This window comes from uncultured Kushneria sp. (genome assembly GCF_947497025.1).
Classification (GTDB): Bacteria; Pseudomonadota; Gammaproteobacteria; order Pseudomonadales; family Halomonadaceae; genus Kushneria.
Genome location: NZ_CANMFC010000003.1, coordinates 118368 through 135175, shown reverse-complemented (window position 1 = coordinate 135175; position 16808 = coordinate 118368). Strand labels below are relative to the sequence as shown.

General features: G+C 57.4%; 13 protein-coding genes. 4 read left to right on the top strand and 9 right to left on the bottom strand.

Features of this window, described 5'->3' with window-relative positions; translation table 11 throughout:
• Positions 1 to 104 precede the first annotated feature (104 nt).
• From Q0931_RS06405 to Q0931_RS06395, 3 genes are all read left to right on the top strand, one after another.
• Positions 105 to 1244, top strand: coding sequence for a glycosyltransferase family 1 protein (locus tag Q0931_RS06405; RefSeq protein ID WP_299258431.1), 1140 nt, complete (start codon positions 105 to 107; stop codon positions 1242 to 1244).
• Complete coding sequence (locus Q0931_RS06400; protein WP_299258429.1) at positions 1237 to 2016, top strand: polysaccharide deacetylase family protein; 780 nt, start codon at positions 1237 to 1239, stop codon at positions 2014 to 2016. Before Q0931_RS06405 ends, Q0931_RS06400 begins: the two co-directional genes overlap by 8 nt.
• 63 nt (positions 2017 to 2079) lie before the next feature.
• Positions 2080 to 3096, top strand: a complete 1017-nt coding sequence (locus Q0931_RS06395) for a lysylphosphatidylglycerol synthase transmembrane domain-containing protein (protein WP_299258426.1) — start codon at positions 2080 to 2082, stop codon at positions 3094 to 3096.
• A 72-nt stretch (positions 3097 to 3168) separates the two neighbouring features.
• On the opposite strand, the gene sucD is transcribed toward Q0931_RS06395, so the two are convergent.
• The 9 genes from sucD to sdhC all read right to left on the bottom strand — a co-directional run bounded on the left by sucD (position 3169) and on the right by sdhC (position 14839).
• Positions 3169 to 4041, bottom strand: coding sequence for a succinate--CoA ligase subunit alpha (gene sucD, locus Q0931_RS06390; protein WP_086622520.1), 873 nt, complete (start codon positions 4039 to 4041; stop codon positions 3169 to 3171).
• Positions 4041 to 5207: an ADP-forming succinate--CoA ligase subunit beta gene (gene sucC, locus Q0931_RS06385; RefSeq protein WP_299258421.1), complete on the bottom strand. Its 1167-nt coding sequence runs from the start codon at positions 5205 to 5207 to the stop codon at positions 4041 to 4043. Before sucC ends, sucD begins: the two co-directional genes overlap by 1 nt.
• Positions 5208 to 5326: 119 nt before the next feature.
• Positions 5327 to 6763 carry a dihydrolipoyl dehydrogenase gene (lpdA, locus tag Q0931_RS06380; protein WP_299258419.1) on the bottom strand — a complete coding sequence of 479 codons (1437 nt, stop codon included), beginning with the start codon at positions 6761 to 6763 and terminating at the stop codon, positions 5327 to 5329.
• Between the two features lie 98 nt (positions 6764 to 6861).
• Positions 6862 to 8490 (bottom strand): 2-oxoglutarate dehydrogenase complex dihydrolipoyllysine-residue succinyltransferase, encoded by a 1629-nt coding sequence (gene odhB / locus Q0931_RS06375; RefSeq protein WP_299258417.1) that lies wholly within the window; start codon positions 8488 to 8490, stop codon positions 6862 to 6864.
• A 70-nt stretch (positions 8491 to 8560) separates the two neighbouring features.
• Positions 8561 to 11404 (bottom strand): 2-oxoglutarate dehydrogenase E1 component, encoded by a 2844-nt coding sequence (locus Q0931_RS06370; protein ID WP_299258415.1) that lies wholly within the window; start codon positions 11402 to 11404, stop codon positions 8561 to 8563.
• Between the two features lie 212 nt (positions 11405 to 11616).
• Positions 11617 to 12327, bottom strand: coding sequence for a succinate dehydrogenase iron-sulfur subunit (locus Q0931_RS06365; protein WP_108842786.1), 711 nt, complete (start codon positions 12325 to 12327; stop codon positions 11617 to 11619).
• 16 nt (positions 12328 to 12343) lie between these two features.
• A complete protein-coding gene (gene sdhA / locus Q0931_RS06360; RefSeq protein ID WP_299258410.1) occupies positions 12344 to 14116 on the bottom strand; it encodes a succinate dehydrogenase flavoprotein subunit in 1773 nt (590 codons plus the stop codon).
• Position 14117: 1 nt separating this feature from the next.
• Positions 14118 to 14465, bottom strand: coding sequence for a succinate dehydrogenase, hydrophobic membrane anchor protein (gene sdhD / locus Q0931_RS06355; protein ID WP_299258408.1), 348 nt, complete (start codon positions 14463 to 14465; stop codon positions 14118 to 14120).
• Positions 14459 to 14839: a succinate dehydrogenase, cytochrome b556 subunit gene (sdhC, locus tag Q0931_RS06350; RefSeq protein WP_299258406.1), complete on the bottom strand. Its 381-nt coding sequence runs from the start codon at positions 14837 to 14839 to the stop codon at positions 14459 to 14461. Before sdhC ends, sdhD begins: the two co-directional genes overlap by 7 nt.
• 402 nt (positions 14840 to 15241) lie before the next feature.
• On the opposite strand from sdhC, the gene gltA reads away from it, so the two are divergent.
• Entirely contained in the window at positions 15242 to 16531 is a 1290-nt protein-coding gene (gltA, locus tag Q0931_RS06345) for a citrate synthase (protein WP_299258404.1), read from the top strand.
• Positions 16532 to 16808 lie beyond the last annotated feature (277 nt).

Below are 16808 nucleotides of genomic sequence, written 5' to 3'. Positions count from 1 at the left end.
GCAGTCATCCGATTGACACATTATACTGGAGCGCTTGCTGGCGACCTGTGCCTTGCAATGAGTTGTCCGATTAAATACGTGCGGTTCGAGGAGGGTTCGGCGCAGTGCATATTGCCGACATGACCATGTTTTATGCGCCATCCAGCGGTGGTGTGCGCACCTATCTCGATGCCAAACGCCGTCGCTTGAACGCTACCGCCGATATTCGACATACGTTGCTGGTGCCGGGAGAGGCGTATACGCATCAGCCAGATGACCACCGTGTCAATGTGCCTGCCGCGCCCCTGCCGTTCAGCAATGGCTATCGCTTTCCTCTGACCCGCGGCCCGTGGCGGCGTGCCCTGCGCGATGTCGGGCCGGATCTGATCGAGGCAGGCGATCCCTATACGGTTGGATGGGCGGCCGTTGCCGGTGCACGCGAGCTTGATATCCCTCTGGTGGCCTTTTATCACTCTGACCTGCCCACCATGATCAGCAACCGACTGGGCAACTGGTCTCGTCCGCTGATCAATACCTACATCAAAAAACTTTACGCGCACTATGACCGGGTGCTGGCACCCAGTAACGTCATGGCGCAGCGCCTTGAAGGCCTCGGCATTCAGCACGTTCGAGTACAGCCACTGGGGGTGGATCTGACCACCTTTCACCCCTCATTGCGCGATGACAGCGTCAAGATCGAGCTGGGGCTTTCCGAGGATACCCGCCTGCTGGTATTTGCCGGACGTGGCTCCCAGGAAAAGAACCTTCATATCCTGCTGGAGACGATGCAAAAGCTTGCCGCCAGGGGCTCGCAGCCCTTTCATCTGCTGCTGGTCGGCTCCTCCATGCCGACTCAGGTAACGGACAACGTGACGGTGATCAACCACTTCTGTCCGACCGCCGAGATCGCGCGCTATTTCGCCAGCAGCGATGCCCTGCTGCATGCCGGTACGCAGGAAACCTTCGGCCTCGTCGTGCTTGAAGCCATGGCCTGTGGCATACCGGTCGTCGCCACGCGCGCCGGTGCGCTGGCTGAAAACGTGCCGGAAGGGTGTGGCATGCTGTGTCAGCCGCTGAACAGCGATGACATGGTACAAAGCATTCTCGCGCTGTTTGAAAACGACGCAAGAGCAATGGGTCAGAAGGCGCGCGCGCACGTCGAGCGCCATCATGACTGGAATATCGTGGTGCAGGGCGTGACGCATCATTATCAGGAACTGCTGGGGATCAGCACGACGGCAGAAGTGAGCGTACAACATGGCTGACCGGGAATTTGCACTGGTACTGCATGATATTGCACCGGCGACCTGGCCCGACTATCGCTCCTTTGTCGAGCAGATTGACGGTATGGGACAGATTCCCATGACCTGGCTGGTCGTACCGGACTTTCATCATCGCAGCAACACCTTCGAAGATGCCGGCATGCTGCGCCTTTTGCATCAGCGCATGGCACGAGGTGACGAGCTGGCGTTGCACGGCTTCTATCACTGTGATGATGCGCCGCCGCCTCGTACGCCGCGCGACTATTTCATGCGCAGGCTCTATACCTATGAAGGCGAGTTCTATCCCATCGGTTACGATGAGGCACTTCAACGGTTGGAACGTGGTGCCGAGCTCTTTCGTCAGCAGGACTGGCCACTGGATGGCTTTGTAGCGCCGGCGTGGCTGCTGGGCGATGGCGCGCGCCGCGCGCTCAGGACCCAGGGATTTACCTACACCAGCGACCCGGACCATCTGTATCGACTGCCGGACTACACCGCCATCAAGGCGCCCTCACTGGTCTGGAGCGCCCGTAGCCGCTGGCGACGCGGCATGTCCTGGGTGGTCAATGAGCGCGCCCGGCGACGCCATCGGCATGAACCGCTGATTCGACTGGGGTTGCATCCGGTCGATATGCGCCATGACATTTCACGCCGCTACTGGATTGATACGATCCGGCGCCTGCTTGATGAAGGGTATCAGCCCACTACCAAGATCAGCTGGCTGCATCGTCAATCCAACTCGACGCCAGAATCCATGGCAATGTCATCATCCTGAACGGTTCGGCGCACGGTGCGACGCCCCGTTTGGATATGAACCACTTCCTGATCAGTTAACGTCATGAAAAGAACACTCTGGCTGCTGGTAGCAGGCCTCTTTGCCGTCATGGCCATCCCTGTCATGCTCGGCGGCCGCGATCTACTGCACCTGCTCCCCGGCTTTCCCCCCGGCATTTTTGCCCTGATGCTGGGCATGGTCCTGCTGTGCTGGCTGCTTAACGGCGCCAAGTTGAGGGTTTTGCTGGCCGGACGTGCCGGTGAAATGGGGCTCATGCGCGCCACCGGCACGGTGATTGCCACGGAATTTGCCATCTGTGCCACCCCCGGTGGCAGCGGCGGCCCGCTGACGCTGATCGCCCTGCTGACCCGGCGCGGCGTTCGCCCGGCACAGACCACGGCGATCTTCGCCGTGGACCAGATCATCGATCTGCTGTTTTTCCTGTGCTCAATGATCGCGATGATGATCTATGTCATTACCCGCTCCATTGATGCCCGCCTGGGATGGATGCTCGTGCTGCCGATGACCCTGTTGTGCCTGGCACTGCTGGGCGTGGTACTGATGAGTCGCTATCACCGTCGCTTTCTGGTGGTGTCCGGCAGGTTGCTCAACAAAATGAAGGTCAGTCCGCGACTTCAGCAGACCATGGTCCGGCGTATCCTGATCTTCAAGAAGGCCTTTACCGAAACCCTGCAACTGCCTCGCTCGGCACTGGCACTGGCTTTCGGGCTGGGGATCGTGCACTGGATCGTGCGCTACAGCATTTTGTTCGTCACGCTTTATGGCCTGAATCAGCACCTGGACTGGGCATGGACCTTTCTGGTGCAGATGCTGTCCATGGCTGCTGGGCAGTTGACGCTACTGCCGGGCGGCGCCGGTGGTGCCGAGCTGTCGTCATCGGCGCTACTGGCACCCATGGTGGGACAGAGCACTGCAGCAGCGGCCATTCTGATCTGGCGCGCCGTCACCTACTATTTTTATCTGGTCGCAGGCGCTCCGGTCTTCATGCTGATGGCCGGACGCCCTCTGCTGAAAAAGGTATTCGAAGGGCGCAAAGCCGAAAAACCCTCGGATGTCTGATGTTCGGGGCTTCAGTCACGTACAAAAAAAGGGGCCGTATGGCCCCTTTTTTGCTCAATTGCTACCGCTATTTTACCAGCCGGTCGCTTCCTTGAGCTTGTCACCGATCTCTGCCAGCGAACGCACCGTGCGAACACCTGCGGCTTCAAGGGCCTGGAACTTGTCGTCCGCAGTACCCTTGCCGCCGGCAATGATGGCGCCTGCATGGCCCATGCGCTTGCCAGGAGGTGCGGTTACGCCTGCAATGTAGGCAACTACCGGCTTGGTGACGTGCTCCTTGATGTACTGAGCCGCTTCCTCTTCGGCCGTACCGCCGATCTCACCGATCATGACGATGGCTTCAGTCGCCGGGTCCTTCTCGAACATCTCGAGGATGTCGATGAAGTTGGAGCCCGGGATCGGATCGCCACCGATGCCGACACAGGTGGACTGACCAAAACCGTGATCGGTCGTCTGCTTGACCGCTTCATAGGTCAGGGTACCGGAGCGCGAGACGATGCCGACACGCCCGGGCTTGTGAATGTGGCCGGGCATGATGCCGATCTTCGACTGACCGGGAGTAATCACGCCCGGGCAGTTGGGACCGATCAGACGAACACCCAGCTCGTCACACTTGACCTTCACATCCAGCATGTCCAGCGTCGGGATGCCTTCAGTGATGCAGATGATCAGCTTGATGCCCGCATTGGCCGCTTCAAGGATGGAATCCTTGCAAAAGGCGGCCGGCACGTAGATGACGGTCGCTTCTGCGCCCGTCTGCTCGACGGCCTCGGAAACGGTATTGAACACCGGCAGGCCAAGGTGGGTCTGACCGCCCTTGCCCGGCGTGACACCGCCGACCATGTTGGTGCCGTACTCAATGGCCTGTTCCGAATGGAACGTGCCCTGACCACCGGTAAATCCCTGGCAGATTACCTTGGTGTTCTTGTCAATCAGGATACTCATTATTTGCCCTCCGCTGCTTTAACCACCTGTTGCGCCGCATCGGTCAGGCTGGTTGCTGCAATGATGTTGAGGCCGCTTTCGGCAAGCTTTTGCGTGCCCAGCTCGGCATTGTTGCCTTCAAGACGAACCACCACGGGCACGTTGACGCCAACCTGTTCTACCGCACCCATGATGCCCTCGGCGATCATGTCGCAGCGCACGATACCGCCGAAGATGTTGACCAGAACAGCCTTCACCGAGGTATCGGACAGGATGATCTTGAACGCTTCCGCCACGCGCTCTTTGGTCGCCCCGCCTCCGACATCAAGGAAGTTGGCCGGCTGACCGCCGGAGAGCTTGATGATATCCATCGTGCCCATGGCAAGGCCTGCGCCGTTCACCATGCAGCCGATGTTGCCATCAAGCGCGACATAGTTGAGCTCCCACTTCTGGGCATTGGCTTCACGCTCGTCTTCCTGGCTGGGATCGCGCATCTCTTCGAGATCGGGATGACGATACAGCGCATTGCTGTCCAGGTTGATCTTGGCATCCAGGCAGTGCAGATCGCCGCTTTCAGTGATGACCAGCGGGTTGATCTCCAGCAGCGCAAAATCCTTGTCGGCAAACATCTTGGCCAGACCCAGAAAGATTTTGGTGAACTGCTTGATCTGTTCCTTGTTCAGGCCCAGCTTGAACGCCAGCTCACGCGCCTGATAGGGCTGCGGGCCGACCAGCGGATCGATTTCGGCCTTGAGAATCTTTTCCGGTGTCTCTTCAGCCACCTTCTCGATCTCGACACCGCCTTCGGTGGAGGCCATGAACACGATACGACGTGAACCGCGATCCACGACGGCGCCCAGATACAGCTCGGTGGCAATATCGGTGCAGTTTTCGACCAGAATCTTCGTGACAGGCTGGCCCTTTTCATCCGTCTGATAGGTGACCAGATTCTTGCCCAGCCACTGCTCGGCAAAGGCACTGGCGGCCTCCGGGCTTTCTACCAGCTTGACACCGCCTGCCTTGCCGCGACCACCGGCATGCACCTGCGCCTTGACGACCCAGCGGTCCCCGCCAATTTTCTGGCATGCCTTGGCTGCTTCTTCGGGGGTATCTACCGCGTACCCTTTGGAGACCGGCAGACCATAATCAGCAAATAACTGTTTTGACTGATACTCGTGAAGATTCATCGTCTCATGCCATTGGTTGCATTGGACTCGATCGATGGGGCGGCAGCCATTGGCATGTCACCCCATCCCGATTCACTTCAGCCACGGCCGAAGTGAGGTTCAACGTCAATGTCGATGCATTAACGCTTTTTGCGGTTTGCCATATGAATGGCGTGACCTTCCACTGCCAGCGCCGCTTCGTGAACGGCTTCGGACAGTGTCGGGTGGGCAAAGCAGGTCAGCGCCAGATCTTCGGCGCTTGAGCCAAACTCCATGGCAATCACACCCTGTGCGATCAGCTCACCGGCATGCTGGCCAATAATATGGACACCCAGAATACGGTCAGTGCTGGCGTCGGTGACCACCTTGGCCATGCCTTCAGTGGCATTGTTGGCCATGGCGCGGCCACTGGCTGAGAACGGGAAGACGCCAGACTTGACCTCAAAGCCTTCCTTTTTCGCCTGCTGCTCGCTCATGCCAGCCCAGGCCACTTCGGGGGCGGTATAGATGACGCTGGGGATAGCGTCGTAATTCATCTGGGCCTTTTCGCCGTGGATGATGTCGGCAACCATCATGCCCTCTTCCGAGCCCTTGTGAGCCAGCATCGGCCCGCGAACCACATCACCAATGGCAAAAACGCCCGGTGCATTGGTCTGGCAGGTATCATCGACCTGAATAAAGCCACGCTCATCCAGCTCAACGCCGGTGCCGTCAGCCAGCAGGTTCTGGGTATAGGGACGACGGCCGACACAGACGATCAGCTTGTCGAACGTCTGCTCCTGCTCGCCGTTGCTGTCGGTGTACTTCACGACAACTTCGTTGTCCTTGATATCGGTCCCGGTAACGCGTGCGCCCAGGCGAATGTCGAGGCCCTGCTTGCCGAGCAGCTTCTTGGTTTCCTTGGCGATCTGCTCATCGACCACCGGCAGGAAGCTGTCCATGGCTTCAAGAACCGTGACCTCACTGCCCAGACGGTTCCATACACTGCCCAGTTCCAGACCGATGACGCCGGCACCAATCACGCCGAGACGCTTGGGCACTTCCTGAAACTCAAGCGCGCCGGAAGAGTCAACGATCAGACCCTCGGTCAGCGGTGCCGGCGGAATTTCGACCGGTACGCTGCCGGAGGCGATGACCACATTTTCGGCTTCATACGTCTCACTGTTGCCGTCGTTGCCGGTCACTTCGACCTTCTTGCCGGGCAGCAGCTTGCCGGTACCTTCAAGGGCGGTAACCCCGTTGGCCTTGAACAGGGCACTAATGCCGCCGGTCAAATTGGCAACGGTCTTTTCCTTGCGGGCCATCATTTTTTTGACGTCCATCTGAACGTCATTGACTTCGATGCCCAGCTCGCTGTACTCGTCGCGAGCTTCGACATACTTGTGAGATGTTTCCAGCAGCGCCTTGGAGGGAATGCAGCCCACGTTCAGACAGGTGCCACCGTGTACGGTCTTGCCACTTTTGTTGACCCACTTTTCAACGCAGGCCACTTTCATGCCCAGCTGGGCAGCACGAATTGCGGCAACATAGCCTCCGGGGCCAGCGCCGATCACGATGACATCAAATTTGTCAGCCATGTGTATCCCTGTTCGGTTCATTGTCGATCATCCGACACGCAGCCGGTGATCGTTATAAAACAACCCGCCCGGTACGAGACCGGGCGGGGTTAACAAGCTCAAACGTCAAGCAGGAAACGCGCAGGATCCTCAAGCAGGCTCTTGATGGCCACGAGGAACTGAACGGCGTCCTTTCCATCGATCATGCGGTGATCGTAGGAAAGCGCCAGATACATCATCGGGCGAATCTCGACCTTGCCGTTGATCGCCATTGGACGTTCCTGGATCTTGTGCATCCCCAGAATGGCCGTCTGCGGCGGGTTAAGAATGGGCGTCGAGAGCAGCGAGCCGAAGATACCGCCATTGGTAATGGTAAAGGTACCGCCCTGCATGTCCTCGATGCCAAGCTTGCCATCGCGACCACGCTTGCCAAAGTCACCGATGCCCTTCTCGACATCGGCCAGCTTCATGGAGTCCGTGTCACGCAGAACCGGCACGACCAGACCACGCGGCGTGGAAACGGCAACGCCAATATCCTGATAGCCATGGTAGACAATATCAGTGCCGTCAATGGAGGCATTGACATCCGGGAAGCGCTTGAGCGCCTCGGTGGCCGCCTTGACGAAAAAGCCCATGAAGCCAAGCTTCACGTCATGTGCCTTCTGGAAATCATCCTTGTACTGACTGCGCAGCGCCATCACGGCGCTCATGTCCACCTCGTTATAGGTGGTGAGCATCGCGGCGGTCTGCTGAGCCTGTACCAGACGCTTGGCGATGGTCTGACGCAGACGGCTCATCGGCACCCGCTGTTCGGGACGTTCACCCTGAATGGCAGCGGTTGCAGGCGCGGCTGCCTTCTGGCTGACACCGCCACTGTTTGACGTGCTCTGCTTGTCGCCACCGCCCTTTTTGGCACTGCCGGCGTCGATGGCCTTTTGCACGTCTTCCTTCAAAATGCGGCCACCCTTGCCGGTGCCCTCGATTCTGTTTACGTCAAGGTCATGCTCGGCTACCAGCTTGCGTGCCGCCGGTGCCAGCACCTTGTCACCGACCTTCTCATCCTGCTCGGCGTTGGCATCGCCCGATTCGGCCTGACTGTCATCGCCGCGGGATTCAGCAGAGGCACCTGCCGCATCGCCACTGCCTTCACCGAAGCGCGCCAGTACCTGCTCGGAGGTTACCTGGCTGCCTTCATCGGCAAGAATCTCGGTCAGGGCACCATCGGAAGGCGCCACAACTTCCAGCACGACCTTGTCGGTTTCGATCTCTGCGAGCACTTCATCGCGCTTGACCGAATCACCGACCTTCTTGTTCCAGCTGGCCACGGTGCCTTCCTGAACGGACTCGGGGAAGGAAGGTGCCTTGACGTCGACAGAAGCACCTGATGTCGAGGGCTTTTCGTCGCCACTTTCACGAGCCTCGGCAGGCTTGTCAGAAGACGCCTTGCTTTCGGCGGCCTTCTCTTCCTTGTCCTGGTCGGCCTTTTTGTCATCCTGTTTCGCGGACTGGCCACCCTCGCCCAAACGGCCCAGCACCTGCTCGGAATCACAGGTCTCGCCTTCCTGAACGGTAATTTCTTCCAACGTGCCATCGGCCGGTGCCACGACCTCGAGCACCACCTTGTCAGTTTCGATTTCAACGATCAGCTCGTCACGCGAGACACTGTCTCCCGGCTTCTTGTGCCAGGTAGCCACGGTCCCTTCCGCAACGGATTCGGGAAAGCTTGGCGCCTTGATGTCTGTTGCCATGATTATTCCTTAATATCCTCTTCTCGGTAGCCGGCAATCGCGGCACTCATGTTCCTGAGCTTTCAGGCGCTCAACCGTTGAACGCCTTGTCTACCAGCGATCGCTGCTGCTCACTGTGTACTGCCATGTATCCAGCCGCCGGCGCTGCCGACTCGGCACGACCCGCAAAGCCGAGTTCACCGCCCAGTCCGGGCTTCACCTGATCCGCCACCTTGCGCATGTGATGCTGACTTTGATACCAGGCGCCCTGATTCTTGGGCTCTTCCTGACACCAGACCACACGTTCGAGGTTGGTATAGCTTTCGATGGCAGCCAAAAGTGACTCTTCCGGGAACGGATAGAGCTGCTCGATACGAATGATGGCCGTATCGGAACGCTCATTTTCAACACGCCACGTGGCAAGGTCATAGTAAACCTTGCCGGAGCAGAAGATCACACGCTTGACCTGCTCGGCCTCGAGCCTGCCCTGGTCGGGAATGACCATCTGGAAGCGACCATCAGACAGGTCTTCCAGCGAGGACGTCGCATCCTTGTGACGCAAAAGGCTCTTGGGTGACAGAATGATCAGAGGCTTGCGCAGCCCACGGATGACCTGACGACGCAGTAGATGGAAGATTTGCGCCGGCGTGGTCGGCACGCAGACCTGCATGTTCTCTTCAGCACACAGCTGCAGGAAACGCTCCAGACGCGCCGAGGAGTGCTCCGGCCCCTGTCCTTCATAGCCATGAGGCAGCAACAGGGTGAGACCGCATAGGCGTCCCCACTTGGTTTCGCCCGAGGAAATGAACTGATCGATGACCACCTGAGCGCCGTTGGCAAAATCACCAAACTGCGCTTCCCAGGCAATCAGGGCATTGGGCGTGGTCGTGGCGTAACCGTATTCAAAGGCCATAGCCCCTTCCTCGGACAGGAAGGAGTCATAGATCGTGAAGTCCGGCTGATTGGGCTTGAGATGGCAAAGCGGTGTCCATATCGAGCCGTCCTTCTGGTTATGCACGACCGCATGACGGTGAGAGAAGGTTCCTCGCCCGGTGTCCTGACCCGTCAGGCGTACCGGATGCCCCTGATCAATCAGGGTTGCATAGGCAAGAGTTTCAGCAAAACCCCAGTTGATGCCCAGGCTGCCGGCCACCATCTTGCGGCGATCCTCATAGACCTTTGCCACCTGACGCTGCGTATCGACATCATCGGGGATGTCGCACATTTTGGTCGCCAGTTCCTGCATACGCTTGAGGTCGAAGGAGGTATCGGCTTCTCCGGTCCAGCGATGCCCCAAGTAAGGCGTCCAATCAACAAAGAGATTGCTGTTGGGCTCCTGAACCAGTGCATTGGCAACGTGATTGCCGTTATCGAGATCTTCTCGATAACCGTCGATCAGACCTTTTACCTCGTCTTCATCCAGCACGCCTTCCTCAACCAGACGACGGGCATAGATCGTTCGCGAGCTGTCATGGCTCTTGATCTTTTGATACATGAGCGGCTGGGTGCCGGAAGGCTCATCCGCTTCGTTGTGACCACGCCGGCGGTAGCAGATGAGGTCAATGACCACATCCTTTTTGAACTGTTGACGATAGTCGATGGCCACCTGGGTGGCATGCAGGACGGCGTCGGGATCATCACCGTTGACGTGGAAGATCGGCGACTGAACCATCTTGGCGATATCGGTGCAATACTCGGTAGAGCGGGCATCATCCTGTCGGGATGTCGTAAATCCGACCTGGTTATTGATGACAATGTGAACCGTGCCACCCGTCTTGTAACCACGCAGCTGCGACATCTGGAAGGTTTCCATGACGACGCCCTGACCCGCCACTGCCGCATCACCATGCACTACCAGGGGTAGTACCTGATCGCCTTCGCTGTCTTCACGACGGTCCTGACGAGCCCGCACCGAGCCTTCAACGACCGGCATGACGATTTCGAGGTGTGACGGGTTGAAGGCCAGCGCCAGATGCACTTCGCCGCCCGGTGTCATGACATTTGAGCTGAAGCCCTGGTGATATTTCACGTCACCTGAACCATGCTCGATCATCTTCTTGCCATCGAACTCGTCAATGAGTTCACTCGGGCTCTTGCCCAGGATATTGACCAGAAGATTGAGGCGACCACGGTGCGCCATGCCGATAACGACTTCGCGCACGCCGTAATTACCCGAGCGCTGAATCAGCTCATCCACCATGGGGATAAAGCTCTCACCGCCTTCCAGACCAAAGCGTTTGGTCCCCGGGTACCGGCTGGCAAGGTAGTTTTCCAGACCTTCAGCCGCCGTCAGACGCTCCAGTACGTGCTTGCGCACATCCGCCGAGTAATCGGGTTTGGAGCGCACCGATTCAAACCGCTGCTCGAGCCAGCGCTTTTCTTCAGTGTTGACGATGTGCATGAACTCGCAACCGATCGAGCGACAATAGGTCTGCTCGAGCGCCTGAATGATCTCCTTCAGCGGCGCGCTGTCCTTGCCAATGAACAGGGAACCGGTCTGAAACTCGGTATCCATGTCGGCATCGGAAAGCTGATGAAAGGAGAGTTCAAGGTCGGGGACGGTTTCTGCAACGCGCAGTCCCAACGGATCAATATTGGCCTTTTGATGGCCTCTGAAACGGTAGGCGTTGATCAGCTGAAGAACGCGAACCTGTTTGCGGTTGGTTTCTTCATTTTCCGTGTTACCTGACGCCACCGGAGCCAATGAACGACGCTCACGGGCGAGGTGATAGAACTGATCGCGAATCGGGGCAAGGGGAACGTCCCGGGAGGGGCCACCATCATAGCCGGGGAGGCTGTCGAAGTACTGTCGCCACTCATCGGGGACAGACTGAGGATCGGAAAGGTACTGTTCGTAAAGCTCTTCTACGTAATGGGCGTTGCTCCCGCTCATGTGCGAGGTACGCCACATCAACTCCATTATGCCTTCTTGCATCGCTCGATCACCCTGGGTCTGGGGTGGGGTCAGTGATCGCAGTCGGTGCGACCACCTTGATGTAAGTCACGAGTCTCGCCGTATCACCATTAACCCGATCTACCGGGCCATTGTCGAAGCTCGGACTCGAAAGACTGCCGCCGCCCCGCGAGGAGACGGCAGACTGTCAATGATAACAAGCAAGGCCTGTCATATTAAGCAAAAACCGTGCATCAGGCGGTATTGCGCACCAGCATCTCACGGATCTTGCCGATGGCTCGAGTCGGGTTGAGCCCTTTCGGACAAACGTTGACACAGTTCATGATTCCGCGACACCTGAACACGCTGAACGGATCATCAAGTTCTGACAAACGCTCCTGTGTATGCGTATCGCGCGAGTCCGCCAGAAAGCGATAGGCCTGCAAAAGACCGGCAGGCCCCACGAACTTGTCGGGATTCCACCAGAATGATGGGCACGACGTCGAACAACAGGCGCACAGAATGCATTCATAGAGACCGTCGAGCTTGTCGCGATCTTCCGGCGACTGCAGCCGCTCGATGGACGGCGGGCGCTCATCATTTTGCAAATAGGGCTGAATGCGCTCGTATTGCTTGTAGAAGAGCGACATGTCGATGATCAGATCACGAATGACGGGCAGACCCGGAAGGGGGCGCAGCACCAGTCGATTATTCTTGACGACCTCCGACAGCGGTGTCACGCATGACAGACCGTTCTTGCCATTCATGTTCATGCCATCGGAGCCGCAGACACCTTCGCGACAGCTGGCACGGTACACCAGCGAGCTGTCCTGCTCCTTGATCATCTGCAGGACGTTGAGCACCATCAGATCGCGCCCCTGAGTATCGATCTGGAAATCCTGCATCCAGGGCGCATCATCGTTTTCAGGGTTATAACGGTAAACGGAGACCTGTAATGTCGACATTTGGGTCATCCCCTCATCAATAGGTACGAATTTTAGGCTGGAACGTATCGACAGTCTTCGGAGAGAAGTTGACATCACGCTTGGTCAGCATTTTTTCCGTCGGATGATAGATCGAATGCTTCAGCCAGTTTTCATCGTCACGATCGGGGTAGTCCTCACGCGAGTGAGCACCACGACTTTCGCGTCGCTCAAGGGCCGCAATAGCGGTCGCCTCGGCAACTTCCATCAGGTTATCCAGCTCGAGTGCCTCGATACGGGCGGTATTGAACATGTCTGACTTGTCAGGCAGCCAGGCATTGGCAATACGCTCACGCAGCTCTTCGAGCTTTTTCACGCCTTCCTGCATGTTGTCTTCCTTGCGGAAAACACCAAAGTTGTTTTGCATGATGGTCTGCAGATCCCGCTTGAGCTCGGGCACCGTCTCGCCACTGCCCGACTCGTTCCAGCGATTCAGGCGAGCCATGGCGCCATCAATGTCCGACTGCGAGGCTTCCAGATACTCGATGCCCTTGTTAAGCGTCTCCTCGATGTGCATACCTGCTGCACGCCCGAAGACCACCAGATCCAGCAGCGAGTTGCCGCCCAGACGGTTACTGCCATGTACAGAGACACAGGCCACTTCACCGCAGGCGAACAGGCCGTTGATGACCTTGTCGTTGCCATCGGCGTCGACCGTCAGCGCCTGTCCGTTCACGTTGGTCGGAATCCCCCCCATCATGTAGTGACAGGTCGGCACGACCGGAATCGGCTCCTTGACCGGATCCACGTGGGCAAAGGTGCGGGAAAGCTCAACGATGCCGGGCAGACGCTTCATGAGAACGTCTTCGCCCAGATGATCCAGCTTGAGCATGACGTGATCGCCGTGTTCACCACAGCCACGGCCTTCCAGCACCTCAAGCACCATCGAACGGGCGACTACATCACGGCCGGCCAGATCCTTGGCGTTGGGCGCATAGCGCTCCATGAAACGCTCACCATCCTTGTTGATCAGATAGCCGCCTTCACCACGACAGCCTTCCGTGACCAGAGTACCAGCACCATAAATGCCAGTCGGATGGAACTGCCACATCTCGATGTCCTGCACCGGGAAGCCGGCACGCAGAGCCATACCGATACCATCACCGGTGTTGATCAGGGCATTGGTGGTGGAAGCGTAGATACGGCCGGCACCGCCCGTGGCCAGGACGGTGGCCTTGGCCTTGATCATGACCGTCTCGCCGGTTTCCATGCAGATGGCAATGACGCCGACCACATCGTTGTTGGCATTGCGCACCAGATCAACGGCATACCACTCGTTGAGAAAGACCGTATTGTTTTTCAGGTTGTTCTGATAAAGGGTATGCAGAAGCGCGTGCCCTGTGCGGTCAGCGGCCGCACAGGTTCTGGCCGCCTGACCGCCCTTGCCATAGTCCTTGGACTGGCCACCGAACGGACGCTGATAGATACGTCCATTGTCAAAGCGGGAGAACGGCAGACCCATGTGCTCAAGCTCGAAAACGGCCTTGGGGCCTTCGTTGCACATGTATTCGATGGCGTCCTGATCACCGATATAATCGGAACCCTTGACGGTGTCATACATGTGCCAGCGCCAGTCGTCATTCGGGTCGGCACTGCCGATGGCACAGGTGATCCCGCCCTGAGCGGAAACGGTGTGGGAGCGTGTGGGAAAGACCTTCGACAGCACCGCTGTCTGTTTGCCGGACTGCGCCAGCTGCAGCGCAGCCCGCAGACCGGAACCGCCGCCACCGATGATGATGGCATCAAAGGTCAGGGTACGTAACTGTGTCATGTCAAACTCCCCAGATAACCTGCACACCCCAGACCACAAACACGAACAGGGCCAGGATGACGAATAGCAGCGCGCCAAAGCGAATGGCGGCGGGCTTGATGTAGTCGGTCGCCACGATCCAGAGACCAACCCAGGCGTGGGCTGCCACGGAAAGCAGCGCCAGCAGCGTGAACACCTTCATCCAGATGTGGCTGAAAAGCCCTGACCAGGCGGCATAATCCAGATCGGGGTTGAACAGCAAATACGCCACCATAAAGATGGTATAAAGGCCCAGGATCACGGCTGAAGCACGCTGGATCATCCAGTCGGCTACCCCATTGCGCCCCGGATTCAAAATATTGATTACCATACCCAGACTCCTGCCATAACAACCAGTAATGCACTGATGATGATGGTCAGCTGTGCTCCGCGCTGACCGCCTTCCAGTGTTTCGCCATGCCCCATGTCCATGATGAGGTGACGCACGCCTGCCACGAAGTGAAAGCCCAGCGCAGACAAGAGCCCCCACAGAACCAGCCTGGCGAAAAAGCCGTGGGCCATGGCCTCGCGGACGGTATCGAACCCGGCAGGAGAGGACAGGGAAACCTGAAAGGCCCACATCAGGAAGATCAGACCGATAAACAGCAAAATGCCTGACACTCTGTGCGAAATGGATACAAGGGCAGGCAGGGGAAACTGGATACTTGAAAGGTCCAGATTCACCGGACGCTTGGCAGTCGACAAGGGTCGTTGACTCTTCACGGCGCTTTTCTCTCCCGGCCCGCATGAATAGACCACGGGCAGTTTTTGGTAGGATTCGATTATCATCAGGTCAGGTCGCCTGGACAGGCGATGAATCGCCCGTCGCGCGGCCATTGATTATATGTCCCCGACGTTCGGATGACAAATTGACGCACATTTTTGTAAACGTTTGGGAAGTTCAAAAAACGAGGGAAAACAGGCTACAGTCATGGCCTATAGACATTAAAAAAAGCTTTTTGTTACGCGCTGATGGAATGAATGCACTACGCCCGGGCCCCGGCATGCATGGAATTGACAAACTGTCGCACCCGCTCAATAGTGGGCCCCAACGATTTGGCGGACATACCTGATATAGCAGTATTTTATATAATTTGAGGAGGCCTCATGGCTGACAGAAAGGCGCAACTGACGATCGACGGTCTGGATGCTCCCGTCGAGCTGCCTATCTATTCGGGCACAACCGGCCCCGATGTGATCGATGTCCGCGGCCTGATAGACCACGGTTATTTCACCTATGATCCCGGCTTTGTTTCCACCGCATCATGCGAGTCCGAAATTACCTACATTGATGGTGCCAACAGCGTTCTGCTGCACCGCGGCTATCCCATCGAGCAGCTGGCGACCCACTCCAATATCACCGAAATGAGTTATTTGCTGCTCAATGGCGAACTCCCGGACAAGGAGGCCTATGAGGCATTTCGCAGCAGCGTCTCGCGCCACACCATGGTGCATGAGCAGATCGTCAACTTCTTCAAGGGCTTTCGACGCGACGCCCATCCAATGGCCGTGCTGTGTGGCGTTGCAGGCGCCCTGTCGGCCTTCTATCACGACAATCTGGACATCACTCAGGAACATGATCGTCAGGTCTCTGCCATACGCCTGATCGCCAAGATGCCGACGCTTGCGGCCATGTGCTACAAGTACAATATCGGCCAGCCCTTCGTCTACCCGCGCAACGATCTCGATTACGCTGAAAACTTCCTCTACATGATGTTCAGCAATCCTTGCGAGCCGTACGAAATCAATCCGGTGGCTGCCAAGGCGATGGACCGAATCTTCATGCTCCATGCCGACCATGAGCAGAATGCTTCGACCTCCACGGTACGGCTGGCAGGCTCTACCGGCGCCAATCCGTTTGCCTGCATCAGTGCCGGCATCGTAGCACTCTGGGGACCGGCACACGGTGGCGCCAACGAAGCGGTTCTCAACATGCTGGCCGAAATTGGCGACGAGTCCGAAGAGAATATTCAGCGCTTTGTCGATCGTGCCAAGGACAAGCAGGACGCCTTCCGCCTCATGGGCTTTGGCCACCGCGTGTATCGAAACTTCGACCCGCGCGCCAAGGTCATGAAGGAAACCTGCGACGAAGTACTCGAAGAGCTTGGCATGGGCGACGACCCGCAGCTCAAGATCGCCAAGCGACTTGAGCAGATCGCACTCGAGGATGACTACTTCATTGAGCGCAAGCTGTATCCCAACGTCGACTTTTACTCCGGCATCATCCTACGCGCCCTAGGCATTCCGAAGAACATGTTCACCGTCATTTTTGCGGTGGCACGTACCACAGGCTGGATTTCTCACTGGAACGAGATGATTACCAACGGCAGTCGCATTGGCCGCCCGAGACAGCTTTACAAGGGATATACGCAAAGGGACTATCCCGAACAGTCATGAGCGATTGCACAAACCTTGAAAAGGCCGTCAACAACGGCCTTTTTTGTATCCGTTGAACCTCCTTTCGGTACTGCTCCCCACCCTCTCTTATGCTTTTTATTGCTTGACAACAATCGCAACATCACCGTTTCGAAGCAGGGTTTTTATTGTCCACACAATCTGTGGATAAGCCTGTTCATAACGTATGAAGAAGGTCTCAAAATCGCCATATTCAGGGCGCTTCAGACAAATTGGATATTTTTTGATCAGCCCCAAGTAATTGAATATAAAGAGTTTT

Coding starts and splice junctions, on each gene's coding strand:
- sdhA (WP_299258410.1), bottom strand. CDS start 14,116: ATGACACAGTTACGTACCCTGACCTTTGATGCCATCATCATCGGTGGC.
- lpdA (WP_299258419.1), bottom strand. CDS start 6,763: ATGGCTGACAAATTTGATGTCATCGTGATCGGCGCTGGCCCCGGAGGC.
- sucD (WP_086622520.1), bottom strand. CDS start 4,041: ATGAGTATCCTGATTGACAAGAACACCAAGGTAATCTGCCAGGGATTT.
- sdhD (WP_299258408.1), bottom strand. CDS start 14,465: ATGGTAATCAATATTTTGAATCCGGGGCGCAATGGGGTAGCCGACTGG.
- sucC (WP_299258421.1), bottom strand. CDS start 5,207: ATGAATCTTCACGAGTATCAGTCAAAACAGTTATTTGCTGATTATGGT.
- Q0931_RS06400 (WP_299258429.1), top strand. CDS start 1,237: ATGGCTGACCGGGAATTTGCACTGGTACTGCATGATATTGCACCGGCG.
- Q0931_RS06370 (WP_299258415.1), bottom strand. CDS start 11,404: ATGCAAGAAGGCATAATGGAGTTGATGTGGCGTACCTCGCACATGAGC.
- Q0931_RS06395 (WP_299258426.1), top strand. CDS start 2,080: ATGAAAAGAACACTCTGGCTGCTGGTAGCAGGCCTCTTTGCCGTCATG.
- gltA (WP_299258404.1), top strand. CDS start 15,242: ATGGCTGACAGAAAGGCGCAACTGACGATCGACGGTCTGGATGCTCCC.
- Q0931_RS06365 (WP_108842786.1), bottom strand. CDS start 12,327: ATGTCGACATTACAGGTCTCCGTTTACCGTTATAACCCTGAAAACGAT.
- odhB (WP_299258417.1), bottom strand. CDS start 8,490: ATGGCAACAGACATCAAGGCGCCAAGCTTTCCCGAATCCGTTGCGGAA.